Below are 15205 nucleotides of genomic sequence, written 5' to 3'. Positions count from 1 at the left end.
CACGATTGTCCGCGACTCTGATTTGCGTAGCCTAAGCGTTAAAACCTCATCTGCCAATACCGCATAACGGAACGAAGTTCCGCAAACTGACAATTGGCAGGATTTGGCGGGTTTCGGTCCCGTCCCATGCTATGATCCGCGCAATACGAGGCAAAATTGAACATGCCTGTCCCCAGAAAGAAAGCCCTTCTTTACGTCAGACGGGGAATTTCGACGGTAAACTCAATCAATCGCAAAGAGCGACATTTGCACCAGCCCGTTCAGACGCGCACCATTTCCGACAAACAGGGTATGGTTCACCCAAGCATAGCGGTCATCGCCGGTCTCAAGCCGCGCATGGGTGCGCATATAATAGGCGTCAGGGGGAACTTCCTCGCCGCGCACCAACGCATCCAGCACGTCGGCAGGGCCGTGCCGGTAGCCATAATTCTTGATCTCAATCGTTGCGCCATCGTCGGTTTCAATCGCATAGCGGGTATCAAGTTCGGTCAACCCGCTTGCAAATTGTGTCTGCCAATCAGCACCGACGTTCAGGATTTTGCCATTGATTGCCGGCCCTTTTGCGGTGCCGCCAACAATCGGAATAATCCGGCGGACCCCTGCGCGACCATGGTTCATGTGTCGGATCGGGTCCAATGTGACGGTCAGATCGGTCACATGGCGAAGGACGGGGGCAGGTAAACGGGACATGTGGTTCCTTGGCGGTGCGGATGTTTGAGCGATCATGCAATAGCGGGGCGACCGCAAACAAGCCCCTGCATCAGCCTTGCATAAAATCGTCGGATCGGAATACTGTTCGGTGTCAGAACATAATGAGGCAGGCAGGCAATGACCACACAAGCGCGCACTTCCACGGGCACTGCCCAAAACGGCGAACTGTTGACCCCGATCAGTAAGAGCGCGCTACCAGATTTCACCGGATATCTGATCAAGCGCAGTTGGGTGACAATCCAGCGGGACCTGCGTGAATTGCTGTTGGGCTTTGATCTAAGCCAGCGCAGTATGTCTGTGCTGTCCGTCGTGATCGGAAACCCTGACATTAACCAAAGTGATGTAGCCGCCGCCTTGTCGATCGAACGGTCAGGGATGGTGGTTATCGTAGACGAACTGGAAGGGTTGGATTTGATCCGCCGTGAACGTGCCCTGTCTGACAGGCGGGCCTATGCGCTGCGCGCCACGCTAAAAGGGCATCAGCTGCATGACAGGGTGCGTGCGGCAATTATTGCCCATGAAGATCGCATATTCGCCAACATCAGCCACGCTGAACGTGACAGCCTGCATGCGATACTTTTGAAGCTGGTCGAAGACTGATTACCGTGCCCGAATGAGGCGGCCCGAGATGGGCCGCCCCTGCACTATCACATTTCTGATTTTGCTTTGATCAATGCCTTGGCGTGATCAATCAGCGCCTGCCCGTCAAAGCCTTTGCCTTCAGCCTCGGCCACCCAACGTTGGATCACCGGCTGCGCAGCGTCCTTGAAACGGGCAACTTCTGCTGCGTCCAGTTCAATGATGTTATTGCCATTCTTCTCGGCAATCGCACGACCGGGCGCGTCATAATCAAACATCACCTGAGCGGCAAATCTGCTCAGTGCAACACCGGATTCCTGATCAATTGCGGCGCGTTGCTCATCCGACAGGGATTCGTATTTATCCTTGTTCATCACCAGCACGATTGTCGCCGTATAAAGCGATTCTGGTCCGGTGAATTCCGTGTGGTTGGTTACCAGCTCGGTCAGACGGATCGACGGGGTAACTTCCCATGGGATCACGGTGCCTTCGACAACACCTTTGGACAAGGCCTCGGGGATGCCGGGCAGGGGCAGGCCCACCGGCGTCGCACCTAGCTCGGAGAGCATATCGTTGATCACCCGTGTCGGGCCACGCAGCTTTTTGCCGGCAAGGTCTTCCAGCTTGGTCACCGGGTCTTTGGTGTGGATCACACCGGGGCCGTGCACCCATGCGCCGAGAACTTTCAGGTCCTTGTATTCGCCGTTTTGGAGATCATCCTCGACCAACTGCCAGAATGCCTCGGATGTTGCGACCGGATCGGTCATCATAAAGGGCAGTTCGAACACTTCGGTCTTGGGATAGCGACCGGGGGTATATCCGACCACTGTCATCGACATATCGACAACACCGTCAATCGCCTGGTCCATCAATTCCGGCGGGCGACCACCAAGCGACATGGCATCGAAATGTTCAATTTTCAGGGTGCCATTGGATGCGGCTTCAACGCGTTCTGCCCACGGCTTTAGAATATGCTTGGGCACAGTCGCGACAGGCGGCAAGAACTGGTGCAGGCGTAGTGTTGTTGTTTCAGCCGATGCGGTCGTGCCAGCAAACATACCGCTTGCGAAAACACCCGCTGCCACGGTTTTAATCAAAGAACGTCTATCCATCGTTTCCTCCCAGAGTTGATGATGCAGCTTTTCGCTGCTTATGTAATGTCGCAGGTTGCGCGACATTTCGGTAATTTGCTAGCGGAATGTCGGGGCCCGCTTTTCCAAGAACGCGCGCAGCCCTTCGTCGGCATCGGGGCCAGATTGCGACACCGCCGCGCTCAGGCTTTCGACATAAAGCCCGTCCGCCTTTGACATATCATCGATCCGGCTGATCGAATTGATCATCATGTAATTCGACATCGGTGCATTGCGCGCGATCTTGCCCGCCAGATCCATTGCCATCGCCAGCGATTCCCCTTCGCCAACGGCATAATGTGCCAGTCCCAGTTGAACGCCTTGTTCGGAGTTGAACTTGCGGCCTGTCAGCATCATTTCGGTCATCCGGTCGGCACCAAGAATACGGCCCACACGGACGGTCGCGCCGCCCCCAACAAAGATGCCCCGCCGCCCTTCGGGCAGTTGAAAGATCGTGGATGGTTCGGCGATACGCACATGGGTCGATGTCGCCAGTTCCAGCCCGCCGCCAATCGCTGCACCAAAGATCGCGGACACAACAGGCAAGCCGCCGAACTGGATCATGTCCATCACAGCGTGCCAGCCCCGCGAATGGTACAGCGTTTCCTCGGTCGACCGTTTGACATGTTCGCTAAGGTCCAGCCCCGAACAATAATGCCCGGCGGTCCCGGTCAGCACCACGGCGCGCGCGTCCTTGGGCGGGTCCATGAAAAACGCCTTGAGCGCGCCAAGCAAATCATCATTCATCGCATTACGCTTGTCCGGGCGCGTCATGGTCAGCACCGCGATGTTACCCTGCAGGTCAACATTCAGAACATCGGGGTTGGCAACGGCGTGGGTCATAGAGGCATTATCCTTGGGACATTCAATTTAGGTGAATAGAACAATTGTTCTATTGAATAGCAATATATTTTGTACCAAAGTTGCACAAAGCCTAAGCAGGGAGCGACCTTCATGATCGACTTTGACAAAATTCGTGCCATCGATTTCCACACACACGCCGAAGAACCCTGTGGTTGTCACTCTGACGACGGCTATGACGATTTGCAGTCAACGATGGCCAGCTATTTCGGTGCCCCTTGGAAACACCCGCCAACGGTACAAGAAACCGCAGCGCATTACCGTGAACAAAACATCGCAGCCGTGATCTTTCCCGTCGATGCAGAACGCGAGACAGGATACCGCCGCTATAAAAACGAAGAGGTCGCAGCGATTGCTGCCGAAAACGACGACGTGTTGATCCCCTTTGCGTCGATCGACCCTTGGAAGGGCAAGATGGGGGTGCGCGAGGCACGGCGCCTGATCAAAGATTTCGGCATCAAAGGGTTCAAGTTTCACCCAACGATGCAAGGGTTTTTCCCCAATGATCGCATCGCCTATCCGCTGTACGAAGCCATCGCCGAAGAAGGCGGTATCGCGCTGTTTCACACCGGACAAACCGGTGTTGGGTCGGGCATGCCCGGTGGCAACGGCATGCGGCTGAAATATTCAAACCCGATGTATATGGACGATGTTGCTGTTGATTTCCCCGACCTGAAAATCATCCTCGCGCATCCCAGCTTTCCTTGGCAGGAAGAGGCGCTATCGGTCGCGCAGCACAAGCCCAATGTCTATATCGACATGTCCGGTTGGTCGCCGAAGTATTTCCCCGACATTCTGGTGCGCTACGCCAATTCGATCCTCAAGAAAAAGATGTTGTTCGGGTCGGACTGGCCGATGATCTCGCCCGAACGCTGGTTGGCGGATTTCGAGAAAATCGCGATCAAAGACGAGGTCCGCCCGCTGATCCTCAAGGAAAATGCGATGCGGTTGCTGGGGGCCAGCTAGGGGCGCTTACGCCCCTACGGTTCCTTTCAGCAGCTCGGGCAAACGTGTGGCAGGCGGCGTATTCCGGCTGCGCATGCTCCGTACGATGCCATCAATCACCATCATGCCGACACCGGGCAGGTTGCCTTGCTGTACTGATTCCAGCAGGTTCTTGCCCGGCGCATGTTGCGCCTGATCCATGATCACGAAATCAGCGGCTTTGCCCGCCTCGATCAATCCGGTGTCCAGCTTGCGCTGCCGTGCGGTGTTGCCATTGGCAAAGCAGAACGCAATCTCAGCCGGGATATCGCCCAGTGACGACAGCAGCGCCACCATCCGCATGATGCCCAAGGGCTGCACACCAGAGCCTGCAGGCCCATCAGTGCCTAATATCAGTTGGTCCAGCTTGCCCAATTCACGCGCCGTGTTCAGCGTCAGCAAAGCTGCGCGTTCGTTGCCGTTATGCACAATCTCAAGCGCGGCTTGGCAGCCTTCGCAGATGCAAATGATCTGATCATCGGGCAGGGCGGTATGCCCGCCATTGATATGCCCAACCACATCCGTACCGGTTTCCAACACCATATCAGCATCAATCAAACCCGATCCCGGGATCGACGGGCCGCCCGTATGGATCGTACTTTGCATGCCGTATTTGCGCGCCCAACCGACCATCTCGTTCGCGGTTTTACCATCTTTGACGGTACCCAGGCCGACCTCGCCGATCAGCGCCACACCGGCTTCGCCCATTTGTTTGAAATGATGCTCCTCCAGCCCTTGTTGCAGCAGGGGGGCACCCGCGTGCACCTTTACGCCCGAAGGACGGAAGTTTTCGTACCAGCGTTGCGCCGCAATCGCCATCGCGACGGTGCCAACCGGATCGTTAGGGCGCCCGGGCATGTGGACTTCGCCCGCTGAAATCAGCGTTGTCACACCGCCGTGCAGGGTCGAATCAATCCAGCCCAACTGCTGCTGGCGCGGGGTGTAATCGCCCACCACAGGATGCACATGGCTGTCGATCAATCCCGGCGCAAGGGTCGCGCCATGGGCGTCGATCAACGTCGTCGCCCCCTCGCAATCCATGTCCGTTTCCTTGCCCCATTCAGTGATCTTGCCATCAATTGCGATCACGCAATCCCCGTCAAAGATGGGTTCCTCCATCTTACCAGACAGGATCATGCCAATATTTCGGATCACAAGCTTTGCGGGGGTGTCGGACATTGGGGTCGCCTTTCAAGCAGCTGGGTTTCATTTGAACGCTAACAGAAAAATCAGACCAATCAAGATGAAACACTTGACAGATAATCATATGTATACAAACAATATAACAAATCGCAAAAAGGACCCCCCGATGGAGATCGCAGCAACACTCGACACCCCGTTCCCAATACCTGCGGGCGTCTTTGCACAGACAGTGACACAGGTGCAGCATTACACAGACAGCCTGTTCCGCTTTCGTATCACGCGCCCTGACAGCTTTCGCTTTCGGTCCGGTGAGTTTGTGATGATCGGGCTACCCAATGCCGAAAAGCCGGTGTTCAGGGCTTATTCCATCGCCTCACCTTCATGGGATGAAGAGGTGGAGTTCTATTCGATCAAGGTGCCCTACGGCCCGCTGACAGAACATCTGCAAAAATTGCAGGTTGGGGATACGGTCCTGATGCGGCGCAAACCCACGGGTACCTTGGTGAATGACGCCCTGTTGCCCGGCAAGCGGCTGTGGATGTTCGCTACGGGCACCGGGGTCGCACCTTTTGCGTCGATCATCCGCGACCCTGAAACATACGAGAAATTCGATGACCTGATTTTGTGCCACACTTGCCGCACCGCAGGCGAATTGACCTATTCGCGCGAACTGGTCGAAACGCTTAAAAGCGATCCGTTGATTGGCGAATTTGCCCAACGGCTGACCCTATATGACACGCTGACACGTGAAGATTGGCCGCGTATGGGGCGCCAGACCGATCTGATGGCGTCGGGCAAAATCTTTGACGATCTCGGTGTGCCGCCCATCAACCCGGAAACCGATCGCGGAATGATCTGCGGGTCGATGGAAATGCTTGCCGATACAAAGCTGGCGCTCGAAGGGTTCGGTCTTGAGGAAGGTGCCAACAACCGGCCCGCCACTTTTGTGGTCGAAAAGGCTTTTGTCGGCTAGCGCCTGCGCGAATTGATTTGACAGAATCCACTGCATCGAATTCTTATTAGCATACCAACGACTTTTGGCAGATAGGAGCACGCCCCAATGAGCTATATCACCGCGACCACCCTTGAGGATGCGCTGACGGCTTTGACCACGGGGCCTGCGTCGATCATCGCCGGGGGGACCGATTGGTTTCCGGCCCAAGGCGACCGTCATTTTGACGGCACGCTCGTTGATATCTCGCGGCTGGCCGATCTGCGCGGCGTGACCAAAACAGATAGCGGTTGGCGCATCGGAGCGGCGACCACCTGGACGGATATTATAAAGGCCGACTTACCCCCTGCATTTGACGGGCTGAAACTGGCCGCGCGCGAGGTCGGTTCGATCCAGATCCAGAACACAGGCACGATTGCGGGCAATCTGTGCAACGCATCGCCCGCTGCCGATGGGGTGCCGCCGCTGCTTACCCTCGACGCCTCGGTCCAGCTGACCTCGCGCCAAGGCACGCGCGAGATTGCGCTATGTGATTTCCTGCAAGGGGTGCGTAAAACCGACCGCGCTGCGGATGAAATCCTGACAGCGGTCCATATTCCCGACCTGCCTGACGGGTCCAAGGGGAGTTTCGTCAAACTGGGCGCGCGCAAATATCTGGTCATCTCGATCTGCATGGTGGCGGTTGTGTTGCAGGTTAAGGATGGTGTCGTCGCTGACATCCGCATTGCTATTGGTGCAGCATCCCCCGTGGCGCAACGGTTGACGGCGTTGGAAACTGCTTTGCGTGGCTTGCCAGCAAAGGGCCTGACACATGCGATCACTGATGATCTGATCCATGGCCTCACGCCCATTTCGGATGTGCGCGCCACTGCCGACTATCGCCAAGCGGCAGCAACACAGGTCATTCGCCGCGCCATTACCCTTGCCCTGAAAGGGGACGCATGATGGATAAATCCTCTGCCACGATGGCGACTTCGTTCGTGCTGAACGGTGAAATTGTCCAAGTCGATCCGACACCGGGTGAACGGCTTTCCCATTCGTTGCGCGAACGGCTGGACCGCAAAGATGTCAAGATCGGGTGCAATGCGGGCGATTGCGGGGCGTGCACGGTATTGGTTGATGGTGCGCCGGTTTGCGCCTGCTTGATGGCCACGCAACAGGCGACGGGTCGCAAAGTAGAAACCCTCGCCGGACTGGTCAAAGCCGATCCGGATGCCCAAGCGTTAATGGAAAGCTTTCAGCACCATCAAGCGGCCCAATGCGGGATTTGCACGCCGGGGATGATGGTGTCGGCCGTGGCGTTGCTGCGCGACGTGCCCCAGCCCAGCGATGCGCAGGTCCAAGACGCCCTTGGCGGTGTTTTGTGTCGCTGTACGGGCTATCGCAAGATTATCGACGCCGTTGTGGGCACCCATGCCGCCGATCAGCTGGTTCAAGCACCCACCGAACTTGGCCATAATGCGCGCCGTTTTGATGGATTGGCCAAGGTGAACGGTTCCGAGCGATTTGGCGATGACGTCGCCCCCGCCGGTGCGCTGGTCGCCCGAGTGATCCGGTCGCCCTATCCATCGGCCAGCTTTACGTTAGGCGATATTGCGGGGTGGCAGGCCAATCACCCCGGTGTAGACACTGTTCTGACAGCAAAAGACGTGCCGGGCCTGAACGCATTTGGCGTTATTCCGGGTTTTATCGACCAACCTGTGTTCGCCGTTAACCACATTCGTTTCCGCGGCGAAGCGGTCGCTTGCGTGGTGGGGGATGCGGATGCAATGGCGATGCTGGATCTAACCAGCTTTCCCGTAAAATGGACCCCGCAAACGACGCTATCCGACATTGATGATGCCATCGCACCCGACGCGCCGCTGCTGTTTGAAGACCGCAAAGGCAACATTATGTGCGGCGGTTTTGTACAATGCGGCGATGCGGATGCGGCGCTTGAGACGGCGGATGTTACTGTCGAAGCGTCCTATAAAACCAGCTTTGTCGAACATGGCTATATCGAACCCGAGGCAGGATTTGCCGAAATGGTGGATGGCCGCCTGCATGTTCACGCCTGCACCCAGGCACCGGGGATGGACCGCGAAACACTGGCCGCGGTCATGAACATGCCGATGGCCGATATCCGTATTGTCCCGACCGCAGTCGGTGGCGGGTTCGGGTCGAAAATCGATGTGTCCTTGCAGCCGTTTATTGCGCTTGCCGCGATGAAAACCGGCCGGCCTGTGCGCATGACCTATACCCGCAATGAAACGATGCAATCGACCACTAAACGCCACCCCGCCCAGATCAAGATTAAGGTTGGTGCCAAGGCTGATGGCACCTTGTCCGGGTTACGGTTTGACGGCGATTTCAATACTGGCGCTTACGCCAGTTGGGGCCCGACGGTTGCGAACCGTGTACCGGTCCATGCCTCTGGCCCTTACCACATTACCGATTACCGCGCGCGCAGCCGGGCCGTTCATACGCATTGCCCACCGTCTGGCGCGTTTCGCGGTTTCGGCGTGCCGCAATCGGCGATTGCGCAGGAAACTGCCTTTGATCTGCTTGCTGAAAAGCTGGGGATCGACGCGTTGGATTTCCGCCTGAAAAACGCACTGGCCGACAATGTCCCCACGGTCTGCGGACAGGTGTTCGAACAAGGTGTCGGGATCAAAGCCTGCCTCGAGGCGCTGCGCCCGGCATGGGAAATGGCCAAAGCGGAATGCGCTGAATTCAATGCGACACATAGTGATTTTAAACGCGGCGTCGGCATTGCCGGCGCGTGGTACGGGTGCGGGAATACGTCACTCCCGAACCCCTCAACCATCAAGGCCGGGGTACGGCCTGACGGCACGGTCGTGCTGCACCAAGGGGCGATGGACATTGGCCAAGGCTCTAACACAGTCATTCCGCAGATATTTGCCAAGGCGCTCGGCGTGTCGATTGACGGGGTGACGGTGCTGGGTGCCGATACCGATATTACGCCAGATGCGGGCAAAACATCCGCATCACGGCAAACCTTTGTATCCGGCAATGCCTCCCTGAAAGCGGGCGAGGCGCTACGCCGCAAGATATTGCTGCAAGCCAATGTGGGGCCTGATGCAACAATCACGCTTGAAGACGGCAAAGTGACCGTGACCGATACAGGTCAAGTTCAGACCCTTGATCTATCTCGGCTTGAGCCGAATGCAGACGGCTATGTGCTGATGGCCCAAGAAACCTATGATCCACCCATCAAACCGCTGGATGAAAACGGGCAGGGAATCCCCTATGCGCAATTCGGATATGCCGCGCATCTGGTGGTGGTCGAGGTCGATATAGCCTTGGGTCTATGCAAACCGTTGCGCTTTGTTGCCGCCCATGACGTGGGGCGTGCGATCAACCCCCTGCTGGTCGAAGGACAGGTACAAGGTGGCATCGCCCAAGGTCTGGGCATGGCGCTGATGGAGGAGTACATCCCCGGCCGCACCGAGAACCTGCACGACTATCTGATCCCCACAATTGGCGATATTCCCCCGATTGAGACCCTGATATTGGAAATTGCAGATGCCCATGGTCCGTACGGGGCCAAAGGGTTGGGCGAACATGTGTTGATCCCGACAGCCCCTGCGATATTCAACGCGATCTATCACGCGACGGGCGCAAAAGTGACCCGCGCCCCCGCAACCCCCACGCGCCTGCGTGCTGCCCTACAGGAGGCCGGACATGCCTGACGATCTGCGCGACCCCAAGCCCGCGAAAATCCGCTGCGACGCCTGCCCGGTGATGTGTTTTATCGCCGAAGGCAAATCCGGTGCCTGTGACCGCTATGCCAATCATGCGGGCGAGTTGGTGCGTCTTGATCCGCTGACCGTGATCCAGTCGGGGGCCAAGGCCGTCGCGTTTCTGGATCAGGGCAATAACGCCCAAGATTGGGACGGCGATGTTATCCAAGGCGGTCGCGATTTTGTGACCGCCGTTGGCGCGGGCACAACCTACCCCGATTATAAGCCGGCCCCCTTTATCGTCAGCCAAGAAGTCGAGGGCGTTGATATGGTCACCGTCGTGACCGAAGGGATATTTTCCTACTGCGGGGTCAAGGTGAAGATTGACACCGACCGCCACATTGGCGACGAACGCGCCGTGGTGCGGGTCGATGGAGAAGCAATCGGCCATGTCATGACCTCTGAATACGGGTCGAAAATGCTGTCCTTGGGCGGGGTCGAACATCTGACGGGCGGGTCCAAGAAAGAGGGCCGCGTCACCTGTGATGCGTTGCTACGCCTGTGCAATCGCGAGGCCGTTGAGATGACGATTGACGGCGGCGTAAACATGATGGTCGAGGCAGGGAAAGCGCCTGTTATCAACAGCGTACCTGAAAAACTGATGCGCGTTGGCTGTGGATCAGCGACCATTGGGATGTTCGCCAAGCAATGGTACGGCCACGTGGACGAAGTCGTGGTTGTCGACGACCACATCACCGGCGTGCTCAGCGAGCATGAGGCCGGCAAGGGGCTGGATATGACCCCTTCGGGTATCCGCATCAACGGGCGCCGGTCGACCCCCGGGCGCTATTTTCAAGTCGCGGACCCCGGCACCGGCTGGGGTGGCACCGATGTAGAAGACCCGCTAACCATCCTGCGCCCTGCCGATCCCAAACGCGCGTGGCCGGGGCTGCGTTTGTTGATGATCTCGACCACAGGCGAACAATGGGCGTATTTCATCCTTGATGACGATCTTGAACCGCAGCCTGCGGAAATCACCCCCGAACTGCTGGTCGTCGCGGAACGCATTGCAGAAAACTGTGAGCCGTCACTATGTTCGGTGCTGTTCATGGGCGGTGCTGGCGGGTCTTTGCGTGCCGGTGTTACCGAAAACCCCGTGCGATTGACCCGCTCGGTCAAGGAATCGCTGACCCATGTGTCCTGCGGTGGCGCGGCAGCCTATGTTTGGCCCGGCGGGGGGATCACCGTCATGGTTGACGTGATGGATATGCCCACGAATTCATTTGGTTATGTCCCCACGCCCGCGCTGGTCGCGCCCATCGAATTTACCCTGCGTCGCGAGGATTACGGCACCCTTGGCGGGCATATGGAACATATCCAACCCGTAGGCGATGTTGTCACCCGCGACGTGCGCCGCGTTGCGCAACAATCGCTTCAATCCGATCCGAATGCCCGCGAAAACTATGGCTGGGCAAAGGGCGATACATGAACGCCCAAGCCGCCCTTTTGCCCGGCGACAGGTTGCATTTGTCGCATGGCCCGATTGATCTGATCATCGGCTGCGATGGTGCACGTGACGTTGCTTATCGTGCGGCATATGCGCGGTTCGAGACTGTTTTGACAGAACTGATGGCGGAGCTTCCCCTGTTGCGCAGGCCCGTCAGTACCAAACCAGTCGGCAAAATAGCGCGCCGCATGTACCGCGCAGCGCTACCCCATGCGGATGGGCTGACCACGCCGATGATCTGCGTCGCTGGCGCAGTCGCCGAGGAAATACTGGCAGCTATGGTCGATGCAACAGACCTGACCCGCGCCTATGTCAACAACGGCGGCGATATTGCCCTGCACCTGACCCACGGTGCCACGTTCAAAATCGCAGTTGCGTCGCCCGACGGCCAAAGCCTTGGCACCGTCGCGATCAACAGCGCCGACCCCATTCGGGGGATCGCCACAAGTGGGCAACGTGGTCGCAGCCAAAGTCTTGGGATTGCTGACGCGGTAACCCTTCTCGCACGGTCCGCCAGCATGGCGGATGCGGCGGCGACCCGACTGGGCAATGCCGTCGATCTGCCGGATCACCCGGCCATCAAACGCGTTCCGGCGAACAGCCTGCGCGACGATACCGATTTGGGCAGCGCGCCCGTCGTCACCCATGTTGGCAGATTATCGCAAACAGATGTGGCGCAGGCCCTTGAACAGGGCAAAGCTGCGGCCAGCCGGATGAGTACTGCGCATCTGATCCACGGTGCCGCGCTGTTCCTCCAGGGGCAAAGCCGGACGCTTGGATTGCCCGAAAGAATGAAACAAATACAGAAAGACCCGCAAAAATGCCTGACGTCATAATCCGCAAGATGGTCACCAGTATCGAGGAAATTTTTCACGAAGGCGGCCCGCGCACCAACACACCGCTAAAGCGTGGATATGTGATGGCTGTGATCCAAAACCCCTATGCAGGGTCTTATGTCGAGGAGATCCAGCCCTTTATGGAGGACCTTAAACCGCTGGGTCTGGAGATGGCGCAAAAACTGCTGGCGGCCCTTGGGGTTGAGGCGAAACAGGTCGAAGGCTATGGCAAAGGGTCCATCGTCGGCACCGGCGGAGAGTTGGAGCATGGTGCGCTTTGGCATGCGCCGGGCGGCTATGCGATGCGCGATGTATTGGGCGGGGCCAAGGCAATTGTACCGTCCACGAAAAAGGTCGGCGCGGCTGGTGTGCGGCTGGATGTGCCCGTCACCCATGTCGACGCGTCCTATGTTCGCAGCCATTTCGATTCAATCGAAGTGGGCCTGAACGACAGCCCCCGCGCGAATGAAATGGCCGTGATCTTGGTCATGACCACAGGGGCACGGGTGCACAATCGGGCAGGGGGATTGGATGCCCAAGACATCAAAGGGGAGGATGGATTAAGATGAGCGCTGAAATTCGCAAAATCGCCGTTTGGGTCGAAGAAACACACCGCGAGATCGGGCAGCTTATATCGCCCGCAACACGCAAGGCCGTGGCCGTCGCGGTGATCAAAAACCCTTTTGCAGGCTCTTACACCGACGATTTGACCCCATTGATGGATATTGGTGCCGAACTGGGCGGATTGCTGGGCGATAAATGTGTGGCTGCCCTTGGGATCGAACCGGCAGAGGCCGAAAGCTATGGCAAGGCCGCAATGGTCGGCGAGGGCGGGGAGCTGGAACATGCCGCCGCAATTTTGCACCCCAAACTGGGCGCACCCTTGCGTGTCGCCGTTGAAAAGGGGGCCGCCCTTGTGCCGTCATCGAAAAAGATGGGCGGGCCGGGGCAAGCGCTGGATGTCCCATTAGGTCACAAAGATGCGGCGTATGTGCGCAGTCATTTCGACGGGATCGAGGTGCGTTTGAACGATGCGCCACGCGCGGATGAGATCATGGTCGCCGTAGCCGTGACCGACAGCGGGCGCCCTTTGCCGCGGGTCGGCGGGCTGACCCACGCCGAAGCAGAGGGCAAAGACGGCCTGCGTTAGGGTCTAAAGTTTGTCCAACAACGTCAGCAACCGTTCAACCTCGCGCGGGGTCAGGTTGCCGACGGTTTCGGCCGAGATATCAAGAGCGGTTTCAACCGCATCCGCCGTAAAGGCGACACCCGCATCGGTCAACGAAATCTCGAGCCGGCGCATGTCAGTCACAGAGGGGCTGCTTTGCACCAGTCCCTTTTTGCGCAGACGGTCCACCACACCCTTGGTCGTGGCGGCGTCCATACCGACAAGGCGGCCCAGCTGGTTCTGGCTGATCTTGGCCTCGTCACGTAGCTTGGCCAGCACGGCGAATTGGGTCGGCGTGATGTCCGGCATCCGGCGATTGAAAATCTCAAGATGGCGCTGATTGGCCAACCGCAGCTTGAAACCGACCTGATCCTCAAGCTGATAAGGGGCCGTTTGGGTTTGTGGTTCCGCCAGATCGGTCAATGTATCGTCCAGTATTTTACTGCAATCGCATATTTGTTGTGCATTATCATCCCATGGTTTTTATCTGGGGTCCACAAGAGAACCGATCATAAATATTGTTTGACAGCTAACAAGTTTTTGGTCCTTCATGAAGACAGTTAACACAAGGAGTCGCATGTGTCCTTTGTCAGAAACGCCTGGTATGTCGCCGGATGGTCCACTGATTTTGACCAGGATCTGGTGCCGCTGACACTGCTTGCGCAGAACCTTGTGATGTTTCGCTGCAGCGACGGAAACCTCGCCGCATTGGAAGACCGCTGCCCGCACCGCTTGTTGCCACTGTCCAAGGGTAAACGGATCGGCGACACCATTCAATGCGGCTATCACGGGATGACGTTCGGGGCGGATGGCAAATGCGTGCGCGTGCCGGGACAGTCGAATTTACCCGCCTCCGCCTATGTTGACAGTTTTCCCGTGCTTGAGCGTCATGGCATCGTGTTCGTGTGGATGGGCGACGCCGACAAGGCCGACCCTGCGCTGGCTTTTGACATGCCTGAATTGTCGCAAGACGGGTGGCACCTTCACCATGGTGACAAACTGCATATCAATGCGAATTACCTGAACGTCGCGGAAAATCTGGTGGATCCTGCGCATGTCAGCTTTGTTCACCCGACAACGTTGGGGAATGCCGCGTCGGAAAACGTGCCGGTTCATGTGAAAACCGCGGACGAGGTCATCGTCGCGTGGCGTTGGATCAGGGATGCTGAACCCATTGGCTTTTTTAAGGAATTCGGCGGTTTTGACGGGAACGTGGATCGCTGGCACTATTACTATCTGCACATGCCGTCGACCGCAGTGATTGATTTTGGGTCGGCTGATGCTGCGCTTGAACTTCCCGAAGAACAACGCAACAAAGGCGTGCGCATTTTTGCGCTGCATTTCGTCACCCCTGTGACCGAGGATTATACGATCGACCACTGGATGCACCTGCGGAATACCGCCCTTGGTGATGATGCCGCATCTGACAAGATGGATGCGATGTTCCGGATTGCCTTTGCGGAGGACAAAGCGATCCTTGAGGCCGTGCACGAAGAGGAGCAGCGCCCGCAAAAGCGTAAACCCATCCGTATCGCGATCGATAAAGCGCCCAATGTCTATCGCAAGCGCATTCGCGACCGGGTCGAGGCCGAAGCCACTGACGATCTGGGCGAGCCAATCTCGCCGGTCTTTGTCCAACACGACTAAACCA

At 57.6% G+C, this 15205-nt stretch carries 15 protein-coding genes; 10 read left to right on the top strand and 5 right to left on the bottom strand.

Translation table 11 applies throughout. From position 1 onward, the window contains the following. Window positions 1–222 precede the first annotated feature (222 nt). Window positions 223–690, bottom strand: a complete 468-nt coding sequence (locus KZZ06_RS15700) for a DUF3237 domain-containing protein (protein WP_219581066.1) — start codon at window positions 688–690, stop codon at window positions 223–225. 138 nt (window positions 691–828) lie between these two features. Between KZZ06_RS15700 and KZZ06_RS15695 the strand changes: the two genes are divergently transcribed. Continuing rightward, the gene (locus KZZ06_RS15695; protein WP_219581065.1) at window positions 829–1311 is read left to right on the top strand and encodes a MarR family winged helix-turn-helix transcriptional regulator; all 483 of its coding nucleotides are present in this window, start codon (window positions 829–831) and stop codon (window positions 1309–1311) included. A 47-nt stretch (window positions 1312–1358) separates the two neighbouring features. Here the strand turns inward: KZZ06_RS15695 and KZZ06_RS15690 are convergent, their stop codons facing one another. Both KZZ06_RS15690 and KZZ06_RS15685 read right to left on the bottom strand, forming a co-directional pair. Then, on the bottom strand, window positions 1359–2402 hold the full coding sequence (locus KZZ06_RS15690; RefSeq protein WP_257884402.1) for a TRAP transporter substrate-binding protein: 1044 nt from the start codon (window positions 2400–2402) through the stop codon (window positions 1359–1361). Window positions 2403–2480: 78 nt separating this feature from the next. After that, window positions 2481–3263 carry a crotonase/enoyl-CoA hydratase family protein gene (locus KZZ06_RS15685; RefSeq protein WP_219581063.1) on the bottom strand — a complete coding sequence of 261 codons (783 nt, stop codon included), beginning with the start codon at window positions 3261–3263 and terminating at the stop codon, window positions 2481–2483. 111 nt (window positions 3264–3374) lie between these two features. Between KZZ06_RS15685 and KZZ06_RS15680 the strand changes: the two genes are divergently transcribed. Beyond that, window positions 3375–4247, top strand: a complete 873-nt coding sequence (locus tag KZZ06_RS15680) for an amidohydrolase family protein (protein ID WP_176248706.1) — start codon at window positions 3375–3377, stop codon at window positions 4245–4247. A gap of 6 nt (window positions 4248–4253) precedes the next feature. Here the strand turns inward: KZZ06_RS15680 and KZZ06_RS15675 are convergent, their stop codons facing one another. Further along, window positions 4254–5444 carry an amidohydrolase family protein gene (locus KZZ06_RS15675; RefSeq protein ID WP_219581062.1) on the bottom strand — a complete coding sequence of 397 codons (1191 nt, stop codon included), beginning with the start codon at window positions 5442–5444 and terminating at the stop codon, window positions 4254–4256. A 130-nt stretch (window positions 5445–5574) separates the two neighbouring features. Here KZZ06_RS15675 and KZZ06_RS15670 point away from each other — a divergent pair, with 130 nt between their 5' ends. The 7 genes from KZZ06_RS15670 to KZZ06_RS15640 all read left to right on the top strand — a co-directional run bounded on the left by KZZ06_RS15670 (window position 5575) and on the right by KZZ06_RS15640 (window position 13536). Further along, window positions 5575–6381, top strand: a complete 807-nt coding sequence (locus KZZ06_RS15670) for a ferredoxin--NADP reductase (protein WP_219581061.1) — start codon at window positions 5575–5577, stop codon at window positions 6379–6381. Between the two features lie 87 nt (window positions 6382–6468). After that, window positions 6469–7305 carry a xanthine dehydrogenase family protein subunit M gene (locus tag KZZ06_RS15665; RefSeq protein WP_219581060.1) on the top strand — a complete coding sequence of 279 codons (837 nt, stop codon included), beginning with the start codon at window positions 6469–6471 and terminating at the stop codon, window positions 7303–7305. Continuing rightward, complete coding sequence (locus KZZ06_RS15660; RefSeq protein WP_219581146.1) at window positions 7305–10052, top strand: molybdopterin cofactor-binding domain-containing protein; 2748 nt, start codon at window positions 7305–7307, stop codon at window positions 10050–10052. Before KZZ06_RS15665 ends, KZZ06_RS15660 begins: the two co-directional genes overlap by 1 nt. Continuing rightward, complete coding sequence (locus tag KZZ06_RS15655; RefSeq protein WP_219581059.1) at window positions 10045–11532, top strand: 6-hydroxynicotinate reductase; 1488 nt, start codon at window positions 10045–10047, stop codon at window positions 11530–11532. Before KZZ06_RS15660 ends, KZZ06_RS15655 begins: the two co-directional genes overlap by 8 nt. After that, window positions 11529–12386, top strand: a complete 858-nt coding sequence (locus tag KZZ06_RS15650) for a UPF0280 family protein (protein WP_219581058.1) — start codon at window positions 11529–11531, stop codon at window positions 12384–12386. Before KZZ06_RS15655 ends, KZZ06_RS15650 begins: the two co-directional genes overlap by 4 nt. Continuing rightward, window positions 12371–12955, top strand: a complete 585-nt coding sequence (locus tag KZZ06_RS15645) for an amino acid synthesis family protein (protein WP_219581057.1) — start codon at window positions 12371–12373, stop codon at window positions 12953–12955. The genes KZZ06_RS15650 and KZZ06_RS15645 overlap by 16 nt, the downstream gene beginning before the upstream one ends. Then, window positions 12952–13536, top strand: coding sequence for an amino acid synthesis family protein (locus tag KZZ06_RS15640; protein WP_219581056.1), 585 nt, complete (start codon window positions 12952–12954; stop codon window positions 13534–13536). Before KZZ06_RS15645 ends, KZZ06_RS15640 begins: the two co-directional genes overlap by 4 nt. 3 nt (window positions 13537–13539) lie before the next feature. On the opposite strand, the gene KZZ06_RS15635 is transcribed toward KZZ06_RS15640, so the two are convergent. Further along, a complete protein-coding gene (locus KZZ06_RS15635; protein WP_219581055.1) occupies window positions 13540–13977 on the bottom strand; it encodes a MarR family winged helix-turn-helix transcriptional regulator in 438 nt (145 codons plus the stop codon). A gap of 156 nt (window positions 13978–14133) precedes the next feature. Between KZZ06_RS15635 and KZZ06_RS15630 the strand changes: the two genes are divergently transcribed. Next, on the top strand, window positions 14134–15201 hold the full coding sequence (locus KZZ06_RS15630) for an aromatic ring-hydroxylating dioxygenase subunit alpha (protein ID WP_219581054.1): 1068 nt from the start codon (window positions 14134–14136) through the stop codon (window positions 15199–15201). The last annotated feature ends 4 nt before the right edge of the window (window positions 15202–15205 follow it).

The sequence above is a fragment of the Sulfitobacter sp. CW3 genome (assembly GCF_019392245.1).
Classification (GTDB): domain Bacteria; phylum Pseudomonadota; class Alphaproteobacteria; order Rhodobacterales; family Rhodobacteraceae; genus Sulfitobacter.
This window is presented reverse-complemented; position numbering and strand designations above follow the sequence as displayed.

What these genes read in the sequence shown, in the direction of transcription:
- KZZ06_RS15690 (WP_257884402.1), bottom strand. Translation starts at nt 2,402, where the DNA reads ATGGATAGACGTTCTTTGATTAAAACCGTGGCAGCGGGTGTTTTCGCA.
- KZZ06_RS15680 (WP_176248706.1), top strand. Translation starts at nt 3,375, where the DNA reads ATGATCGACTTTGACAAAATTCGTGCCATCGATTTCCACACACACGCC.
- KZZ06_RS15640 (WP_219581056.1), top strand. Translation starts at nt 12,952, where the DNA reads ATGAGCGCTGAAATTCGCAAAATCGCCGTTTGGGTCGAAGAAACACAC.
- KZZ06_RS15665 (WP_219581060.1), top strand. Translation starts at nt 6,469, where the DNA reads ATGAGCTATATCACCGCGACCACCCTTGAGGATGCGCTGACGGCTTTG.
- KZZ06_RS15655 (WP_219581059.1), top strand. Translation starts at nt 10,045, where the DNA reads ATGCCTGACGATCTGCGCGACCCCAAGCCCGCGAAAATCCGCTGCGAC.
- KZZ06_RS15685 (WP_219581063.1), bottom strand. Translation starts at nt 3,263, where the DNA reads ATGACCCACGCCGTTGCCAACCCCGATGTTCTGAATGTTGACCTGCAG.
- KZZ06_RS15695 (WP_219581065.1), top strand. Translation starts at nt 829, where the DNA reads ATGACCACACAAGCGCGCACTTCCACGGGCACTGCCCAAAACGGCGAA.
- KZZ06_RS15675 (WP_219581062.1), bottom strand. Translation starts at nt 5,444, where the DNA reads ATGTCCGACACCCCCGCAAAGCTTGTGATCCGAAATATTGGCATGATC.
- KZZ06_RS15650 (WP_219581058.1), top strand. Translation starts at nt 11,529, where the DNA reads ATGAACGCCCAAGCCGCCCTTTTGCCCGGCGACAGGTTGCATTTGTCG.
- KZZ06_RS15700 (WP_219581066.1), bottom strand. Translation starts at nt 690, where the DNA reads ATGTCCCGTTTACCTGCCCCCGTCCTTCGCCATGTGACCGATCTGACC.
- KZZ06_RS15670 (WP_219581061.1), top strand. Translation starts at nt 5,575, where the DNA reads ATGGAGATCGCAGCAACACTCGACACCCCGTTCCCAATACCTGCGGGC.
- KZZ06_RS15660 (WP_219581146.1), top strand. Translation starts at nt 7,305, where the DNA reads ATGGATAAATCCTCTGCCACGATGGCGACTTCGTTCGTGCTGAACGGT.
- KZZ06_RS15645 (WP_219581057.1), top strand. Translation starts at nt 12,371, where the DNA reads ATGCCTGACGTCATAATCCGCAAGATGGTCACCAGTATCGAGGAAATT.